16 protein-coding genes are annotated in these 15,986 nt (G+C 62.7%); 10 read left to right on the top strand and 6 right to left on the bottom strand.

Annotated elements, in window-relative coordinates; all coding sequences use genetic code 11:
* Positions 1 to 3: 3 nt before the first annotated feature.
* The 5 genes from rutF to rutA are packed head-to-tail and all read right to left on the bottom strand — an operon-like array spanning position 4 to position 3,535.
* Entirely contained in the window at positions 4 to 519 is a 516-nt protein-coding gene (gene rutF / locus H7993_RS17635; RefSeq protein WP_122795430.1) for an NADH-dependent FMN reductase RutF, read from the bottom strand.
* Positions 516 to 1,298, bottom strand: a complete 783-nt coding sequence (rutD, locus tag H7993_RS17630) for a pyrimidine utilization protein D (RefSeq protein ID WP_185795167.1) — start codon at positions 1,296 to 1,298, stop codon at positions 516 to 518. The genes rutF and rutD overlap by 4 nt, the downstream gene beginning before the upstream one ends.
* Before the next feature lie 20 nt (positions 1,299 to 1,318).
* Positions 1,319 to 1,702 (bottom strand): pyrimidine utilization protein C, encoded by a 384-nt coding sequence (gene rutC, locus H7993_RS17625; RefSeq protein WP_122475450.1) that lies wholly within the window; start codon positions 1,700 to 1,702, stop codon positions 1,319 to 1,321.
* A gap of 10 nt (positions 1,703 to 1,712) precedes the next feature.
* Positions 1,713 to 2,453, bottom strand: coding sequence for a pyrimidine utilization protein B (rutB, locus tag H7993_RS17620; RefSeq protein ID WP_185795166.1), 741 nt, complete (start codon positions 2,451 to 2,453; stop codon positions 1,713 to 1,715).
* Positions 2,453 to 3,535 (bottom strand): pyrimidine utilization protein A, encoded by a 1,083-nt coding sequence (rutA, locus tag H7993_RS17615; protein ID WP_185795165.1) that lies wholly within the window; start codon positions 3,533 to 3,535, stop codon positions 2,453 to 2,455. The genes rutB and rutA overlap by 1 nt, the downstream gene beginning before the upstream one ends.
* A gap of 280 nt (positions 3,536 to 3,815) precedes the next feature.
* Here rutA and rutR point away from each other — a divergent pair, with 280 nt between their 5' ends.
* The 7 genes from rutR to H7993_RS17580 all read left to right on the top strand — a co-directional run bounded on the left by rutR (position 3,816) and on the right by H7993_RS17580 (position 11,142).
* Positions 3,816 to 4,538 (top strand): HTH-type transcriptional regulator RutR, encoded by a 723-nt coding sequence (gene rutR, locus H7993_RS17610; RefSeq protein WP_122795434.1) that lies wholly within the window; start codon positions 3,816 to 3,818, stop codon positions 4,536 to 4,538.
* A gap of 212 nt (positions 4,539 to 4,750) precedes the next feature.
* Positions 4,751 to 5,842: a BMP family ABC transporter substrate-binding protein gene (locus H7993_RS17605; RefSeq protein WP_185795164.1), complete on the top strand. Its 1,092-nt coding sequence runs from the start codon at positions 4,751 to 4,753 to the stop codon at positions 5,840 to 5,842.
* Entirely contained in the window at positions 5,839 to 7,353 is a 1,515-nt protein-coding gene (locus H7993_RS17600) for an ABC transporter ATP-binding protein (RefSeq protein WP_185795163.1), read from the top strand. The genes H7993_RS17605 and H7993_RS17600 overlap by 4 nt, the downstream gene beginning before the upstream one ends.
* Entirely contained in the window at positions 7,346 to 8,458 is a 1,113-nt protein-coding gene (locus H7993_RS17595; protein WP_185795162.1) for an ABC transporter permease, read from the top strand. Before H7993_RS17600 ends, H7993_RS17595 begins: the two co-directional genes overlap by 8 nt.
* The gene (locus tag H7993_RS17590) at positions 8,458 to 9,384 is read left to right on the top strand and encodes an ABC transporter permease (RefSeq protein ID WP_185795161.1); all 927 of its coding nucleotides are present in this window, start codon (positions 8,458 to 8,460) and stop codon (positions 9,382 to 9,384) included. Before H7993_RS17595 ends, H7993_RS17590 begins: the two co-directional genes overlap by 1 nt.
* A 27-nt stretch (positions 9,385 to 9,411) precedes the next feature.
* Positions 9,412 to 10,170: an SDR family NAD(P)-dependent oxidoreductase gene (locus H7993_RS17585; RefSeq protein WP_122475465.1), complete on the top strand. Its 759-nt coding sequence runs from the start codon at positions 9,412 to 9,414 to the stop codon at positions 10,168 to 10,170.
* A 180-nt stretch (positions 10,171 to 10,350) separates the two neighbouring features.
* A complete protein-coding gene (locus tag H7993_RS17580) occupies positions 10,351 to 11,142 on the top strand; it encodes an outer membrane protein OmpK (RefSeq protein WP_185795160.1) in 792 nt (263 codons plus the stop codon).
* A 29-nt stretch (positions 11,143 to 11,171) separates the two neighbouring features.
* Here H7993_RS17580 and H7993_RS17575 read toward each other — a convergent pair whose 3' ends face one another.
* Positions 11,172 to 12,062: a LysR family transcriptional regulator gene (locus H7993_RS17575; RefSeq protein ID WP_185795159.1), complete on the bottom strand. Its 891-nt coding sequence runs from the start codon at positions 12,060 to 12,062 to the stop codon at positions 11,172 to 11,174.
* Between the two features lie 157 nt (positions 12,063 to 12,219).
* Between H7993_RS17575 and H7993_RS17570 the strand changes: the two genes are divergently transcribed.
* The 3 genes from H7993_RS17570 (at position 12,220) to H7993_RS17560 (ending at position 15,983) form a co-directional block, all read left to right on the top strand.
* Positions 12,220 to 13,302 carry a 4-oxalomesaconate tautomerase gene (locus H7993_RS17570; RefSeq protein WP_185795158.1) on the top strand — a complete coding sequence of 361 codons (1,083 nt, stop codon included), beginning with the start codon at positions 12,220 to 12,222 and terminating at the stop codon, positions 13,300 to 13,302.
* A 77-nt stretch (positions 13,303 to 13,379) separates the two neighbouring features.
* Positions 13,380 to 14,684: a CitMHS family transporter gene (locus H7993_RS17565; protein WP_185795157.1), complete on the top strand. Its 1,305-nt coding sequence runs from the start codon at positions 13,380 to 13,382 to the stop codon at positions 14,682 to 14,684.
* A gap of 42 nt (positions 14,685 to 14,726) precedes the next feature.
* Positions 14,727 to 15,983, top strand: a complete 1,257-nt coding sequence (locus H7993_RS17560) for an OprD family porin (protein WP_185795156.1) — start codon at positions 14,727 to 14,729, stop codon at positions 15,981 to 15,983.
* The last annotated feature ends 3 nt before the right edge of the window (positions 15,984 to 15,986 follow it).

Raw genomic sequence — 15,986 nt, 5'->3', positions numbered from 1 at the left:
CGTTCAGGCGCTGGCCTGGGTGCCGGCCAGCTCGTGGTAACGCCGAGCGAAGTAGACCAGCACATCGGCTTCGTTTTGCTGGCGGATATCCAGTACTTCGCACACCAGAATGTCGTGGGTACCGACGCTGGTACTGCTGGTGATCTTGCAGTCGAAAGACAGCTTGGCACCTTCCAGTATCGGCGCACCGGTGACCCCCTGGCTCCAGCAGCCGCCCTCGAAGCGCTGCGCTTGGGGCGTCTTGCCGCCAAAGGCATTGGACAAGGCTTGCTGGCCATTGCCCAGGGTGTTGACGCATACCGTGCCGTTGCCTGTGAACGACTCGTACACCGATGCAGTGCGATTGATGCACACCAGCAGCGTCGGCGGCTGGTCGGTCACGCTGCACACCGCCGTGGCAGTGAAACCCGCGCGCCCATGGGGGCCGTCGGTGGTGATGACGTTCACGGCGGCGGCCAGGCCGGCCATGGCGTCACGGAAGGCTTGACGCTCGACGGGAAGCGAATGAGGCACGGTCATAGTGAAAGTCCTTGAAAGTAGTCCAGCACAGCATGATGGAAGGGTTGCGGGTCGCTGACGCTTGACGCGTGCCCGCCGTATTCGAGTACCACCAGCGTGGCATTGGGCAGCCGATCGGCCAGGTGCCGGGAACGCTGCCACGGCACCAGCATGTCGTCCCTGTTGGCGATCAGCAGCGTGGGCGTGTGAATGCCTTGCAGCCGCGATTCGATGTCGAAGGTTTCCAGCGCGTTGATCCGCCGCAGCAGGTTGTCATGGCTGGGAAAGTGGGCCAGAGCATGGGCCTCGTCTTCGGCCAGACGCGCGCCGTTGCTGGCGATCCAGTCGGCGGGATACAGAAACAACGCCTGCGCTTGTACGTAAGCCTGCGAGCCGCTGTGACGCAGCAGGTTCTTGCGTACCGCAAAACAACGGGCGCTGTGCGGATTGGGGCTGCTCCAGGCGTTGATCAGCACCAGGCTGCTCAACCGCTCCGGGCACATCGCTGCCAGTTCCAGCCCAACCAGTCCACCCAGGGCATGGCCCATGAAATGGCACTGTTCGATGTCGAGTTCATCGAGCAGTGCCAGCAGCTCTTCGGCCATGTGCGCGATGCAGTAGCCTTCGGGCAGTTGCGCAGGGCTGCGCCCGGTGCCGGCGTGATCGTAGGTCACGACCCGGAAATGCTCGCCGAGCAGCGCCAGATCACCGGCCCAGAACCCGGCCGAGCCGCCGAGACCGGAACTGAGCAGCAAAGTAGGCGCGCTGGGGTCCTGGCGACCTTGAATGGAGTGGTGCATGGAAACCTCCGGGTTGAGCGTCAGCCAACGTGAGCGATGCTGGCGATTTCGATCAGCGCGTCGGGTTTGACCAGACCGCACTGGATGCAATAGCGCGCAGGCTTCTCGCCGGCGAAGTACTCGGCGTACACCTCGTTGACCTTGGGGTAGTCGGCCCAGTCGCGGATCATGATCATGTTGAAGGTCACGTCATCCAGGGTACCGCCAGCCGTTTCCACCACACCCTTGATGGTCTCCAGCACGTGACGGGTCTGCGCTGCCGCGTCACCGACGTGCACCACGTTGTTGTCTTTGTCGAACGGCAGGGTGCCCGAGACGTACAGCACGCCATCGGCCAGCGAACCCGGAACGAACGGCGCCAGGGGCTTGCCGGTGCCTGCAGGGATAATCGATTGCTTGGTCATCTGTGCGTCCTCAGGAGGGTTGCCCGACAGGGGCGAAGGTGGTGCAGAAGTCATCGACGCTGGAGACCCAGCCGAAGAAGGTTTCGATGTTGAACAACGCGGCTTGCTGAGCGAATGCGGGGCCCGCCTGATGGGTGGCATCGGCCAGCACCACGCCGAAGTACTCCAGATGGAAGCCGTCGCGCAGGGTCGACTCGACGCACACGTTGGTGGCAATGCCGGTGAACACCAGGTTGCGGATGCCGCGCGCGCGCAGCGTGCTGTCGAAGGTGGAGTTGAAGAAGCCGCTGTAGCGGGTCTTCGCAACCACGATGTCGCCCGGCTGGGGCTTGAGCTCGTCGACCAGGGCATAGTCCCAACCGCCCTTGGCCAGCAGCTGCCCTTGCAGTTCGGGGCGCTTGCGCATGGTTTTCAGCGCATTGGACTTGTGCCAGTTGGGCGAGCCGGGCCCGCCGGCCTCGACGTAGGCCGGGTCCCAGCCGTTCTGGAAGAAAATCACCGGGATGCCAGCGGCGCGGGCTGCCGAAATGGATCGCTGAATGGCGGCGATCACCGGCCCCGTGCTCGACACATCGAAGCCGGCCAGGTCCAGGTAGCCACCCAGCGTGGCGTAGGCGTTCTGCATGTCGACCACCACCAGCGCGGTTTCGCTGGCTTTCATGCGCAGCGCTTCGGGGCGGGCGGGCAGTTCACGGGCGGGGTGCGGGTCCAGCGGCAGGGACACGCCGGAAACGTTCACGGGCGTATTCATCACACGGCCTCCAAGGTGCGCAGCACGTGGCGACGGCTGCTCATCAGCGGCTGTATCTTTTGCCCGAAGTCTTCGATGCCTTGCACGAAATCGTCGAACGTCAGCATCACGCCCTGGGTGCCCGGCACGCTGGCGACTTCGTCGAGCATGCGCGCCACATTGGCCCACGAGCCGACCAGGGTGCCCATGTTGATGTTGACCGCCGAGGTGGGGTCGGCCATCTGCCGCAGGTTGGAGCTGGCACTTTTGTCTGCCGAGCCCTTCTCGCCCAGCCAGGCAATGGCTTCCTGGTCGGCGCCGGCCTTGATGTGCTCCCAGCGCGCACGTGCTGCCTCGTCGCTGTCGGCAGCGATGATCATGAACAGCACGCAGGAGGTCACGTGGCGGCCGGTCTTCTTGTTGGCTTCGAGCAACGCCTGGGCCGTGGGCGCGAACGCGGTCGGGGTGTTCACACCTTTGCCGAAGCAGAAGTTGTAGTCGGCGTATTGCGCCGAGAAGGCCATGCCCGCCTCGCTCTGGCCGGCGCAGATGAGCTTCATGTCGGCCTGTGGGCGCGGGCTGACACGGCAGTCCTGCATGGTGAAATGTTCACCCTTGAAGTCGCTGCGCCCGGTACTCCACAGATCGCGCAGTACCTGCGCGTATTCGCCCAGGTACTGGTAGCGGGTACCGAAGAACTCGTCGCCGGGCCACAGGCCCATCTGCTCGTACTCCGGTTTCTGCCAGCCGGTCACCAGGTTGACCCCGAAGCGGCCGTTGGAAATCGAATCGATGGTCGCCGCCATGCGTGCGGTGATGGCAGGCGGGATGGTCAGCGTGGCGACCGTGGCGAACAACTGGATCTTGCTGGTGACGGCGGCAAGCCCGGCCATCAGCGTGAAGGATTCCATGTTGTGTTCCCAGAACTCGGTCTTGCCGCCGAAGCCGCGCAGTTTGATCATCGACAGCGCAAAGTCGAAGCCATAGTGCTCGGCCTTCTGCACGATCTGCTTGTTCAATTCGAAGGTGGGCAGGTACTGCGGCGCGTTTTCGGAAATCAGCCAGCCGTTGTTGCCAATAGGAGTGAAAACACCGATATCCATGTGGGTCCCTCTCTGAGTAATGAGCGTTACGCACCGGACAGGTTGCGCATGAAAGGGTACTTAGCAGGGATCGGGCCAGGTTTGATTAAGCTATGCTTTTCATAAACTTATGAATTAAACAGGCGTATTGGTGGACCAATTGGTCCGAAGTAGAGCACTTGGTTTGTGCGCTTTTCCGGCTGCCGGTGCAAAACGATGCACGCCGCTGCCCTGCCTGTATCGTCGGCAGACATTCGCCCGTTATCATGGCCGCCTACATCCAGCTGCAGGTTCCAGTCGCGTGAAAGAACAGCCACCCGCCAACGAGCCCCGTGCCAAGCGCGCGCGCAACGTCAAGCCCAAGCCTGTGGTCAAGGCGACCCGAGAGCCCAGCGCAGCGGCACTCAAGCGCCGGCTGCAACTGATGGAAAGCAAGCGCACCGCCATACTGGGCGCCGCACTGGATGTGTTCTCGCGCTATGGCCTGCACGGCAGCAGTCTTGATCAGGTAGCCACCCGGGCCGACGTGTCCAAGACCAATCTGCTGTACTACTTTTCCAGCAAGGACGACCTTTACCTGAGCGTGCTCAGGCAGTTGCTGGAGGTCTGGCTGAGCCCCCTGCAGTACTTCACTGCCGACAAGAACCCGGTAGAGGCCATCGGTGCCTATATAAAAGCCAAGCTCGAACTGTCCCGGGATCACGCAGCGGAATCGCGCCTGTTCTGCATGGAGATCATGCAGGGCGCCCCGCTGATGCTCAGTGAACTGCAGCAGCCCTTGCGCGAAACCGTCGACACCAAGGTTGCGGTGATCGAGCACTGGATCGCGACGGGCCAACTGGCGCCGGTCAACCCGCACCACTTCATCTTTTCGCTGTGGGCAACCACCCAGCACTACGCCGACTTCCGCACCCAGGTGGAGGCCGTGACCGGCAAGACCCTGCACGATCCGGTGTTCTTCGAAGAGGTCCTGGTGGGGTTGCGCGGGTTGATACTCGATGGCGTGCGACCCAGGGCGAACTGAGCGCCCCGTAATCGTGCCGGGCGCACAAACCAAGTGCTCTACTTCGGACCAAATGATCTGAATTAAGCCAGAGCAATAACTCAACTCACTGTTACCAAAGCGCTTTTCTGATATGGCACGGATGCTGCTTTCGAGCTTCGGGCGGCCAAGGGCAGATTTCTGGCCCTGGCAGCGCCCTGCTGCCCCACGCTCATATTTCAGGAAGGCGCCTCATGCTCAAGACACTGCTGCCAGGAATGCTGCTCGCCGCTTCGGCCTACGGGACAGGGAGTGCGGCATACGCCGAGGGCCTTACCCTCAAGGGCCCGGCCAAGATCGCCATGGTCTACATCAGCCCACGCAACGACGGTGGCTGGACCCAGGCTTTCGACGAAGCTCGCCTCAAGCTGGAAAAAAGCCTGGATCAGAAAATCCAGTACGTCGAAAGCGTCCCTGAAAACGCTGCGGCCGTCACCCCGGTGGTCGACCGGCTGATCGCGCGCGGCGCCAACATCATCATCGGCACCGCATTCGGCTACTCCGACACCTTCCTGGCGCTGGCGAAGAAATACCCCGAGGTAGCCTTCCTCAACGGTTCGGGTACCACCAACGCCGCCAATCTCGAATCCTTCTACGGCCGCACCTACGAAAGCCAGTACCTGTGCGGCATGGCGGCTGGGGCGGCGTCGAAGTCAGGCAAGCTGGGCTTCGTTGCTGCCAACCCCTTCGGCCAGGTCAACTGGACCATCAACGCGTACGAACTGGGCGCTCAGCAAATCAATCCCGCCGCCACGGTCACCGTCATCTACACCGGTGCGTGGAACGACCCGGTGAAGGAGCGCGCCGCGACCATGGCGCTGATCGACAACGGCATCGACGTGATCGGCCAGCATGTCGACAGCCCTACTCCGCAGATCGTGGCACAAGAGCGCGGTATTCATGGCACCGGTCATCATCGGGATCTGAGCGAGTTCGCGCCCAAAGCCACGGTGTGCTCGTCGATGTGGGTGTGGGATCGCTTCCTTACGCCTGAAATCAAGAAAATCATGGCGGGCAACTGGGTACCCGAGGCCAACGGCGCGTTGCTGTCGATGCAGCAGGGCGGCACCGATATCAGCCTGACCAAGGACGCCGCGATCAGCCCCGAGAATCGGGCGAAGATCGAAGCGGCCCGGGCAGAACTGCTGGCAGGCACAAAAACCCTCTACAAAGGCCCCATGGCCGACCGCGATGGCCAACAGCGGCTTGCTCCCGACCAGGTCATGAGCGATCCGGACCTGTGGAAAATGGACTGGTTCGTCGAAGGCGTGAAGACGCAGAAATGAGCCAGGCCAACGCGCTTCAACTCACCGGTATCAGCAAGTCGTTCGACGGTTTCAAGGCGCTGAGCGAAGCCGACTTCAGCGCACGCTGGGGCGAGGTGCATGCCCTGCTCGGCGAGAACGGCGCCGGCAAGTCGTCCCTGATGAACATTGCCGCAGGCCTGTACGCACCGGAAACCGGCAGCGTGCTGATCGACGATAACAGCGTGCGGCTCAACAGCCCGAAGGATGCCAGCCGGCACCGCATCGGCATGGTTCACCAGCACTTCAAACTGGTGCGCCCCTTCACCGTGGCGCAGAACATCCTGCTGGCCCTGCCCGAGCAACCGGGTGAAGGCAGCTATCGCAAGCGGCTTGCAGCGCTGGAACAGACCATCGCCAGCAAGGCCGAGGAACTGGGCTTCGTCCTCGATCCGCGCCAGGTGGTGGAAACCCTGTCGGTGGCCGAGCAGCAGCGCGTGGAAATTCTCAAGGTGCTGCTGGCGGGCGCGCGGATCCTGATTCTCGATGAGCCGACCGCCGTGCTTACCGACCAGGAAGCCGAGCGTTTGTTGAGCACCGTGCAGTCCTTTGCCCGCCAGGGCGCCGCCGTAGTGCTGGTCACTCACAAAATGGCCGATGTCAAACGCTATGCCGACCGGGTCACGGTCATGCGTGGCGGCCGCACGATAAAGACCCTGGACCCGCAGGGCGTCAGCATCGAAGAACTGGTGCGCCTGACGGTGGGCGAGTCGGCGCCCCGCGGCGCGGTGTTGCCGGCAACGCCTGGCGAGCCGTTGCTGCGGGTCAGGAACCTCACCAGCGTGGCCGGCACCGGCGCGCTGCGGGGTGTCGACATGACGCTCTGCGCCGGGCAGATCTACGGCATTGCCGGCGTCGGTGGCAACGGCCAGGGCGAATTGGCCAATGCCCTGATGGGCCTTGAACAGCCCACCGAAGGGGATATCCATCTGCAGCCCTTCGGCGACCTGCGCAACGCCAGCGCGGCACAGCGCCGGGCCCTGCGCATCGCCGCCATCCCTGCCGATCGATACGGCGCCGCGCTGGCCGGCTCGCTCTCGGTAGCGGAAAACTTCGCCATCGGCCAATTGCACGATGGGCGCTACGGCTCCTTCCTGCGCTTGCGCGGCCAACGCCTGCTGGAAGATGCCGCCCAGGCCGTGGCCGATTTCGATGTGCAGGGTGTGCGCTCGCTGCAGCAGAAAGCGGCGCTGCTGTCGGGCGGCAACGCCCAGAAGCTGGTGATCGCACGCGAGTTCAGCCGTGATCCGCGGCTGATCCTGGTGCATAGCCCCAGCCGTGGCCTGGACGTGCGCGCGAGCCAGGCGGTGCACGCACGCCTGCGCGCCGCGCGTGACGCCGGGGCCGCCGTGCTGGTGATCAGCGAAGACCTTGACGAGGTCATGGCCTTGGCCGATCGCATCGGTGTGATGAATGGCGGCCGCATCGTCGCCGAATTCGACTGCCCGGCAGACCGCCAGGCCATTGGCAAAGCGATGGTAAGCCATGACTGAACTCTCCCAACCGCTGGCCAAGGTGCCACGCCAACCCTTGCTCGGCAGACGCTACACTCTGGAGCTGCGCCAGCAGATGGGCTGGAGCGGCCAAGCCCTGGTGATCGGCCTCGCGGTGATCGTCGGCCTGGCTTTGAGCACAGCCATTCTGGTGGCAGCGGGCGTGCCGGCCGATCAACTGCTGGAAGAGTTCGTCGGGCAGACGCTGCTCGATGCCGGCAACTTCAAGGCCGTGCTGTTCCAGGCGGCGCCGATGATCCTGGTCGGCATGGCTGGCTGCCTGGCGTTCCGCGCCAGGTTCTGGAACCTGGGCCTGGAAGGCCAGATGATCTGGGGTGGCATCGGCGCGGCGGCCGTCTCGATCTTCCAGATCGGCCCCGAAGCATTGCGCCTGCCGTTGATGATGGCTTCTGCCATCGCCTGCGCGATGCTCTGGACCCTGGCTCCGGTTCTGCTGAAGTTGCGCCTGAAAGTCAACGAAGTGATTTCGACCCTGATGCTCAACTACATCGCCGCCAACTTTCTGCTGCACCTGCTCTACGGCAGTTGGAAAGACCCGCGGGACAACTTCCCCTACTCACCGGCCTTCCAGCCGTTCGAACGCCTGCCGGACCTGTTCGCCGGCTACAACGTGGCGATCGTCATCGCCCTGGTCATCATGGCCCTGGCCGTGTGGTTCATCAGCGTATCGCGCGCCGGACTGTACCTGCGCTTCGTCGATGCCAACCCCAAGGTCGCCAGTGCGGTCGGCGTCCCCGTACGGCGGATGATCCTCGGCACCGTGTTGCTCTCCGGCGCTCTGGCCGGGGTGGCAGGCTTCATCGTCAGCGCGGGCCAGGAAGGTCGGCTGACCCAGTCGTTCTACCAGGGCTACGGCTTCTCCGGAATCCTCATTGCGTTCCTGGCCCGCAACAACCCGTTCGCGGCCGCCGTGGTCGCGCTTCTGGTGGCGATGCTGTTCGTCGCCGGGCGCAACCTGCAGGTGTTCTACCAGGTGCCCTTTTCGATGGTGCAGCTGATTCAGGCCATCCTGGTGATCTGCGTGGCCTCGTCGGACTTCTTCATACGCCACCGTTTGCGGCGCATCCAGGCAGGAGAACAGTGATGGATCTGGTGACTTACTGGCTGGGCAGCGTTCCGGAATTTGCCGTGCCCTTCGCCCTCGCGGCGCTGGGCTTGATCATCATCGAGCGCGCAGGCGTGCTGGCCCTGGGTGCCGAAGGCATGATGCTGGTCGGCGCCCTGGCAGGCATCGGCATGCAGTTGACGCTCGGCCTGCCGGGGCTGTCGATGCTCGCCGCCATGCTTGCCGCCAGTGCGGTCTCGCTGCTGTTCGCGCTGATGGTGCTGGTGCTGCGCATCAACCAGGTGATCGCCGGCCTGGCCCTGGTGTTTTTCTGCCAGGGCTTGACCGGGCTGCTCGGCACCCTGCTGGGCTGGACTAATCGCCCGGTCAGCGGTTTGCAGGCCGTGGAGCTCTGGCCATTGAGCGAGCTACCGGTGGTCGGCGGCCTGTTCAGGCAGAACCCGATGGTGTTCCTCACCGTGCTGATCTTTGTCGCGGTGGTCTGGTTTCTGAATCGAACGCGCACAGGGCTGAAGCTGCGGGCCGTTGGCGAAAACCCCCAGGCTGCCGATGCCGCGGGCCTGCCAGTGCTGCGCTATCGACTGGCCGCGATTCTGGCCGGCAGTGCGCTGATGGGGTTGGCCGGTGGGTTCATCGCCGTGCTCAGTACCAAGATGTGGATCGCCGACATGACCGGCGGTCGTGGCTGGATCGCCATTGCGCTGGTGATCTTCGCCCGCTGGTCGCCCTGGCGCGCCTTCGCCGGTGCTCTGCTGTTCGGCAGCATCGAGGCATTGATTCCGCAACTGGCCGCCGCCGGGGTGCAACTGCCGCAATATTTCATGCTGATGACGCCCTATGCCGTGACCCTGGCGGTCATGGTCTGGGTTGCCGCCAGCAAGCGTGCGGGCGCCGGCCAGCCCGGCGCGCTGGGTGAGCCCTATGTTCGCGAAGAGCGACGTTGACCGATTTTCACCTGTCGAGGTTTCAACATGAGCGGTACTGTTTTCATCACCGGCGCGACGTCCGGTTTCGGCCGGGCAACGGCCCGTCGTTTTGCCCGGGCGGGTTGGTCGCTGATTCTCACCGGGCGGCGCCTGGAGCGCCTGCATGCCCTGCAGGACGAACTGGGTGCGCGCGTGCCGGTGCATGTCGCCGCCATGGATGTGCGCGATGCCGCGGCCGTCGCCGCAGTGGTCACCGGCTTGCCCGAGGCTTTCCAGCGCGTGACGGCGCTGATCAACAACGCCGGCCTGGCCCTGGCGCCCGTGCCGGCGCAGCAGGCCAGCCTCGACGACTGGCACACCATGATCGACACCAACGTCACCGGCCTGGTCAATGTCACCCATGCGGTCCTGCCGGCGCTGTTGGAAACCGGCGCCGGCGCCAGCATCATCAACATTGGCTCGATCGCCGGTGCATGCCCCTATCCCGGCAGTCACGTGTATGGCGCGAGCAAGGCCTTCGTCAAACAGTTTTCCTATAACCTGCGCTGCGATTTGCTCAGCACGGGCGTACGCGTCACCGACGTGGCCCCCGGCATCGCCGAAACCGAATTCACCCTGGTGCGCACCCAGGGCGACGAGAAGGCTGCAGGCCAGGTGTATCAAGGCACGACCCCACTGACGGCGGACGATATCGCCGAGCAGATTTTCCACGTCGCCACACTGCCCGCCCACATCAATATCAACCGCCTGGAAATGGTCCCCGTGCGCCAGGCCTGGGGACCCTTCGCGATTGACCGCGATTGAACAAGAAGCGTCGTACAACCGGTTTCGGTTTTCAAGACGCCATTGCGCTACACCCCTGCGCGTTGTGCAGGTTCAGCTATCGAACTGCGTGGTCTGCCCACCAATACGGCGCCCGGTCCTGGACATGTGTCCAACCAATACCGGTGCGCTCTGAATAAAACATTGATTGATGGGTAAAACATGAAAAACGCTTGGGGAGCATCACTGTGCATGTTGGGTCTGCTGGGAGCAGGCAGCGTTCATGCGCAAGGACCACTGTTGTGGCATGGCGAAAGTGTGTCGTATTTGTATGGCAAGAATTACAACGTCGATCCGGCCATCCAGCAAACCATTACACTGGAACATGCCAGCGCATGGACGTGGGGCGATCTGTTCGCCTTCGTCGACAACAGTTGGTACAACGGCGCCCGGTCCGGCAACGGCAATTACAGTTTGTATGGCGAGTTCAGCCCGCGCTTCAGCGCCGGCAAGCTGCTGGGGCAGGACCTGTCGTTCGGGCCGGTGAAAGACATACTGCTGGCCACCACCTACGAGTTCGGCGATGACGACGTAGACGCTTACCTGATAGGTCCGGGCTTCGATCTGGCCATTCCCGGCTTCGACTATTTCCAGTTGAACTTCTACTACCGCAAACCCGATGGCAACCGCGTCCCTTCAGGCGCCTGGCAGATCACTCCGGCCTGGTCCTACACCCTGCCGCTGGGCAACTCGAACCTGTTGATCGATGGCTTCATCGACTGGGTGGTGAACAACAAGAGCGGCCATGGCAACAACCAGTCCGACTACCACGCCAACCTGCATTTCAACCCGCAGATCAAGTATGACTTGGGTAAAAGCCTGGGCTATGAAGCTAAGCACTTGTACGTCGGCGTCGAATATGACTATTGGTCCGACAAGTACGGCATCAAGGATGACGGCTCTTTCACTACCGACCAAGACACCGCGAGTTTGTTGGTGAAGTACCAGTTCTAGCTCTGTCGGGGCTGCCCATGCCGAGGTGTTTATTGCGGCCACTGCTCCAGCAAGATCGCGACGAACTTCTCGGCGGCGGGCGACAGCGAGCTGCCCCGTCGCGTGACCAGGCCCAGGGTTCGGTCCACGACCGGCTCGATCAGCGGTACGCTCACCAGGGTGGGATGCTCCCCAACCGGCATGGCCAGGCTGGGCATCACCGAAATACCCAGCCCGGCCTCGACCAGCCCCAGTGACGTGGACAGGTGCTGCACCTCGTAGAACCACTTCAAGCGCCAGGGCAAGCCTGCCAGGGCGTTGTCGAGCAGCATGCGATTGCCGCTCAGCCTTCCCACCCCGATCAGTTGATGGCCGGCCAGCTCGGTCCACTTCACCGACTTGCGGCTCGCAAGTTCATGGTCGCGCCGGCAAGCCAGCACGAACGGCTCCTTGACCAGGGCATGGAACTCGATGTCCGGATGCTGGCCGCTCATCATGTTGATACCGAAATCCGCTTCACCGCGCAACACCGCTTCCAGACCCTCGTTGGCACTCAGGTCGAGAAGCCTGATGCGAATCTGCGGGTATTGCTGATTGTAGATACGGATGACCGAAGGCAGGAAATAGAACGCCGCGGTAGGAATGCACGCCAGGGTCACCTGACCCACCTGCCGTTCCGCCAGCTCCTTGATATTGAGAATGGAGTCTTCGAAGTCGTCGAGCAGGCGTCTCGCCTTGGGCAGGAAATCGCGACCGACGCTGGTCAGGCTGACTCGGCGAGTGGTCCGGTCGAGCAGTGATGTGCCCAGACCTTCTTCAAGCTTCTTGATACGCCGGGTCAGTGCCGGCTGAGAAATGTGCAGCTGATCCGCCGCCTCGTGAAAGCTGCCCACTTCGGCGATTTTCACGAATGATCGTATGTCGACCAGCTCATATTGCATGAATTTCGCTCTCCCCTGCCGGAACGCTCCAGCCGCTTGTTTATTTCGTTTGATGGAATAATCGCTACGATCTTTGCATTGGATCTACCAAAACAAGCTGTGTAAATCTTCACTCCAATACATCAATGACGTCCATTGATTACCAGAGTCGTGACTTATGCAACTGATTCCTTGCGTACTGATGCGTGGCGGGACCTCCAAAGGGCCAGTGTTTCTGGCGTCCGATTTACCGGTCAGATCCGACGAGCGCGACGAGATGCTGCTGGACGCGATGGGCTCGGGGCATGAGCTCGAGATCGATGGCATTGGTGGCGGCAGCCCGCAGACCAGCAAGGTGGCCATCGTGTCGCGCTCCGATCACCCGGACGCAGACGTGGACTACCTGTTCGTCCAGGTGATGGTTTCGCAACGACGCGTGGACACCGCGCCCAACTGCGGCAACATGCTCTGCGCAGTCGGCCCGTTCGCTATCGACCAAGGCCTGGTCCAGGCGCAGTCGGGCGTGACCCAGGTACGCATTCGCAACCTCAATACCGGTACGTTCGTCTGCGCCGATGTGTGCACGCCCGACGGCAAGGTCACCTACGAAGGCGATACCGCGATCGACGGTGTACCCGGTACGGCCGCCCCGGTGGGGCTGACCTTTCTCGATGCCGCCGGCAGCAAGACCGGCAAGCTGTTTCCCACCGGTGCCACGGTGGACTGGCTGGGCGACGTGCCCGTCACCTGTATCGACATGGCCATGCCGATGATGCTGGTCGAAGCGGCTCAGTTGGGCAAGACCGGCAGCGAAAGCCCGGCTGAACTCGACGCCGACAAGGACTTCCTGCACAAACTGGAAACCCTTCGCCTGCGCGCCGGGCAACTGATGGGGCTGGGTGACGTCACCGACAAAGTCATTCCCAAGCCTGTTCTGGTTGCCCCGGCCCAGGCCGGCGGTACGCTGCAGGTGCGCTACTTCATGCCGCACAATTGCCACACGGCACTGGCCATTACCGGTTCGATCGGCTTGGCGACCGCCTGTGTCACCGACGGCACGGTGCTGGAACGCATGCTCGGCCAGCGCCATGAGAAGCGTTTGACCACCGTGAAGCTCGAACACCCCAGTGGCGCCATCGAAGTCGGCCTGTCCTACGTCGGGCACAATGCCAGCATCGTCCGGGCGTCGGTGGTCAGAACCGCGCGCAGGCTGTTCTCAGGCAGTGTCCATGTTCCCAATGCTCACCGGCTGGCCGGTTGAGGCAATACCCGCTTCACCCTGATCGACCTGCTTCTGCATCAGCGCAACTCCTCAAATAACTACAAGAGATAACTCATATGCTGGCGCTGTTAGGCTTAGCCATGGTGATCGTGTTCACCTACCTGATCATGTCCAAACGCTTGTCGCCCATCGTTGCACTGACCGTGGTGCCGATCGTGTTCGCCGTCATTGGCGGGTTCGGCGGATCCACCGGCAAGATGATCCTCGATGGCCTGAAAGTGGTCGCGCCGTCTGCCGCGCTGCTGCTGTTCGCCATCCTGTTCTTCGGCCTGATGATCGACTCCGGCCTGTTCGACCCGCTGATTCGCAAGATCCTCAAGAAGGTCAATGGCGACCCGGTGAAGATCGCCATCGGTACCGCGCTGTTGTCGCTGACCGTTGCACTGGATGGCGATGGCACCACCACCTACATGATCACCTGCGCGGCCATGTTGCCCCTGTACAAGCGCATCGGCATGAACCCGATGGTCCTGGCCACCGTGGCGATGCTGGCGCTGGGCATCATGAGCGGCATGTCGCCCTGGGGTGGCCCTGCCACCCGAGCCATCGCCGTGCTGGGCATCGACGCGAGCGAGTATTTCATTCCGTTGCTGCCGACCATGGCCGGGGGCGCCGCCTGGGTGGTGTTCACGGCGTACCTGCTGGGCAGGGCCGAGCGCAAGCGCATCGGCAGCGTGCAGCTGCGAAGCGGCGGCGGCGAGTGCTATATCGAGGCGATCCTTGGCGATCAACCGTACAAGCGGCCCAAGCTGGTCTGGATCAACCTGTTGCTGGTGATCGGCGTCATGGTGGCGCTGGTCATGGGCCTGGCTCACTCGGCGGTACTGTTTCTGATCGGCTTCGTGCTGGCACTGATGATCAACTACCCGCAACTCGACATCCAGAAAGAACGCATCCTCGCCCATTCCGGCAACGCCATGACGGTGGTGCTGCTGGTCTTCGCGGCGGGCGTATTCGCGGGCATCTTCAGCGGCACCAAGATGGTCGACGCCCTGGCACAGTCGCTGGTCGACATGATTCCGCCGTCCTGGGGTCACCTGTTTCCGCTGGTGGTTGCGGTCACCAGCATGCCGTTGACCTTCGTGCTGTCCAACGACGCCTATTACTTCGGTGTGGTGCCGATTTTGGCCAATGCGGCGGCAGCCTATGGCATCTCCCCCGTGGAAATCGCCCGAGCTTCCATCCTTGGCCAACCGGTGCACCTGATGAGCCCGCTGGTGGCGTCGACGTTATTGCTGGTCGGCATGGTCGACCGCGACATCGGCGACTTTCAGAAGGCAACCGTCAAATGGGCGGTGCTGACCTCCCTGGTAGTGACCGCCCTGGCACTGCTGACAGGTGCAATCACCTTGTTCGCGTGAACCTGATCCCCCGCTATTCATAACAAGAAGAGAGTCCATCTGATGCGTACAACCCTGATCGGCGGGTTCGCCTTGCCGTGCCTGAGCGTATTGCTCCAAGGCTCGGCCCTGGCCCAAGGTTTTATCGAAGACAGCACCTTGAAACTGCAACTTCGCAACGTGTACTTCAACGAAAACTTTCGCGATGAAAACGGCCTGAGCGCACGCGCCGCCGCCACTGCCAAAAGCGAGCGAACCGAATGGGCGCAGGGCGTGCTGCTGGACTTCCAATCCGGCTATACCCCAGGCACCGTCGGCGTGGGCTTCGATGCCCTGGGCCTGCTGGGCGTCAAGCTCGACTCCGGTCGCGGCCGCAGCGGTACAGGGCTGCTGCCCGTGCACAGCGATGGCCGCGCCGCCGACGAGTCGACCAGCCTTGGCCTCACCGCCAAGGCCCGCGTCGCGCAAACCGTGGTCAAGCATGGCACCCTGCTGCCCAAGACCCCGGTACTGGTCTACAACGATGCACGCCTGGTGCCGCAGACCTATCAAGGCACTCAACTCGTCAGCAAGGACTTCGAGGGCTGGCTGCTCACCGCCGGCCAACTCGATCAGTTCAAGCTGCGTGACTCCACCGACAGCCGTTCGATCATCCCCGACGGCTATTCCGGCAGAGAAGGTGGCGACTTCACCTATGCCGGCGCCGACTACACGGTGAACAAGCAGCTGCGACTCAGCTACTTTCGCGGCCAGCTCGATGACTTCTACAGCCAGGACTTCTTCGGCCTGCTGCACACCCTGCCGCTGGGCACCGGCACATTGACCAGCGACCTGCGGTATTTCCTCAGCCGGGACGAAGGCAACCACTATTCCGGACAGATCGACAACGGCATGCTCACCGGTCAGCTGAGCTTCGCGATTGCGGGCCACACCGTTGCCGCCGGCTACCAGCAGCTGCACGGCGACGGCGGCTTGCCCTACATCAACGGTGCTACCGTGTACTCGTTCAGCAACGTCGGCATCGGCAAATTCATCGAAGAAGATGAAAAGACCTGGCTCGCCAGTTACGGGTACGACTTCAAGCAGCTTGGGATGCCCGGCCTGAGCTTCATGACCCGCTACATCAGCGGCTCGGACGGCAAGTCGGGCCCTGCCGGCGTGAACGAGTGGGAGCGCGACATCGAACTGGCCTACGTGGTACCGGCCGGCACCTTGAAGGGCCTGGGGGTGAAGCTGCGCAACTATGTCTATCGCTCCGACACCGCGCGCGGGCGCGACAGCAATCGGCTGTACCTGACGTATGACATTGCGCTGTGGTAGGTG

It is taken from the genome of Pseudomonas baltica (assembly GCF_014235765.1).
GTDB lineage: Bacteria > Pseudomonadota > Gammaproteobacteria > Pseudomonadales > Pseudomonadaceae > Aquipseudomonas > Aquipseudomonas baltica.
The sequence above is the reverse complement of the archived record's forward strand: the minus strand, read 5'-3'. Positions and strand labels throughout refer to the sequence as shown.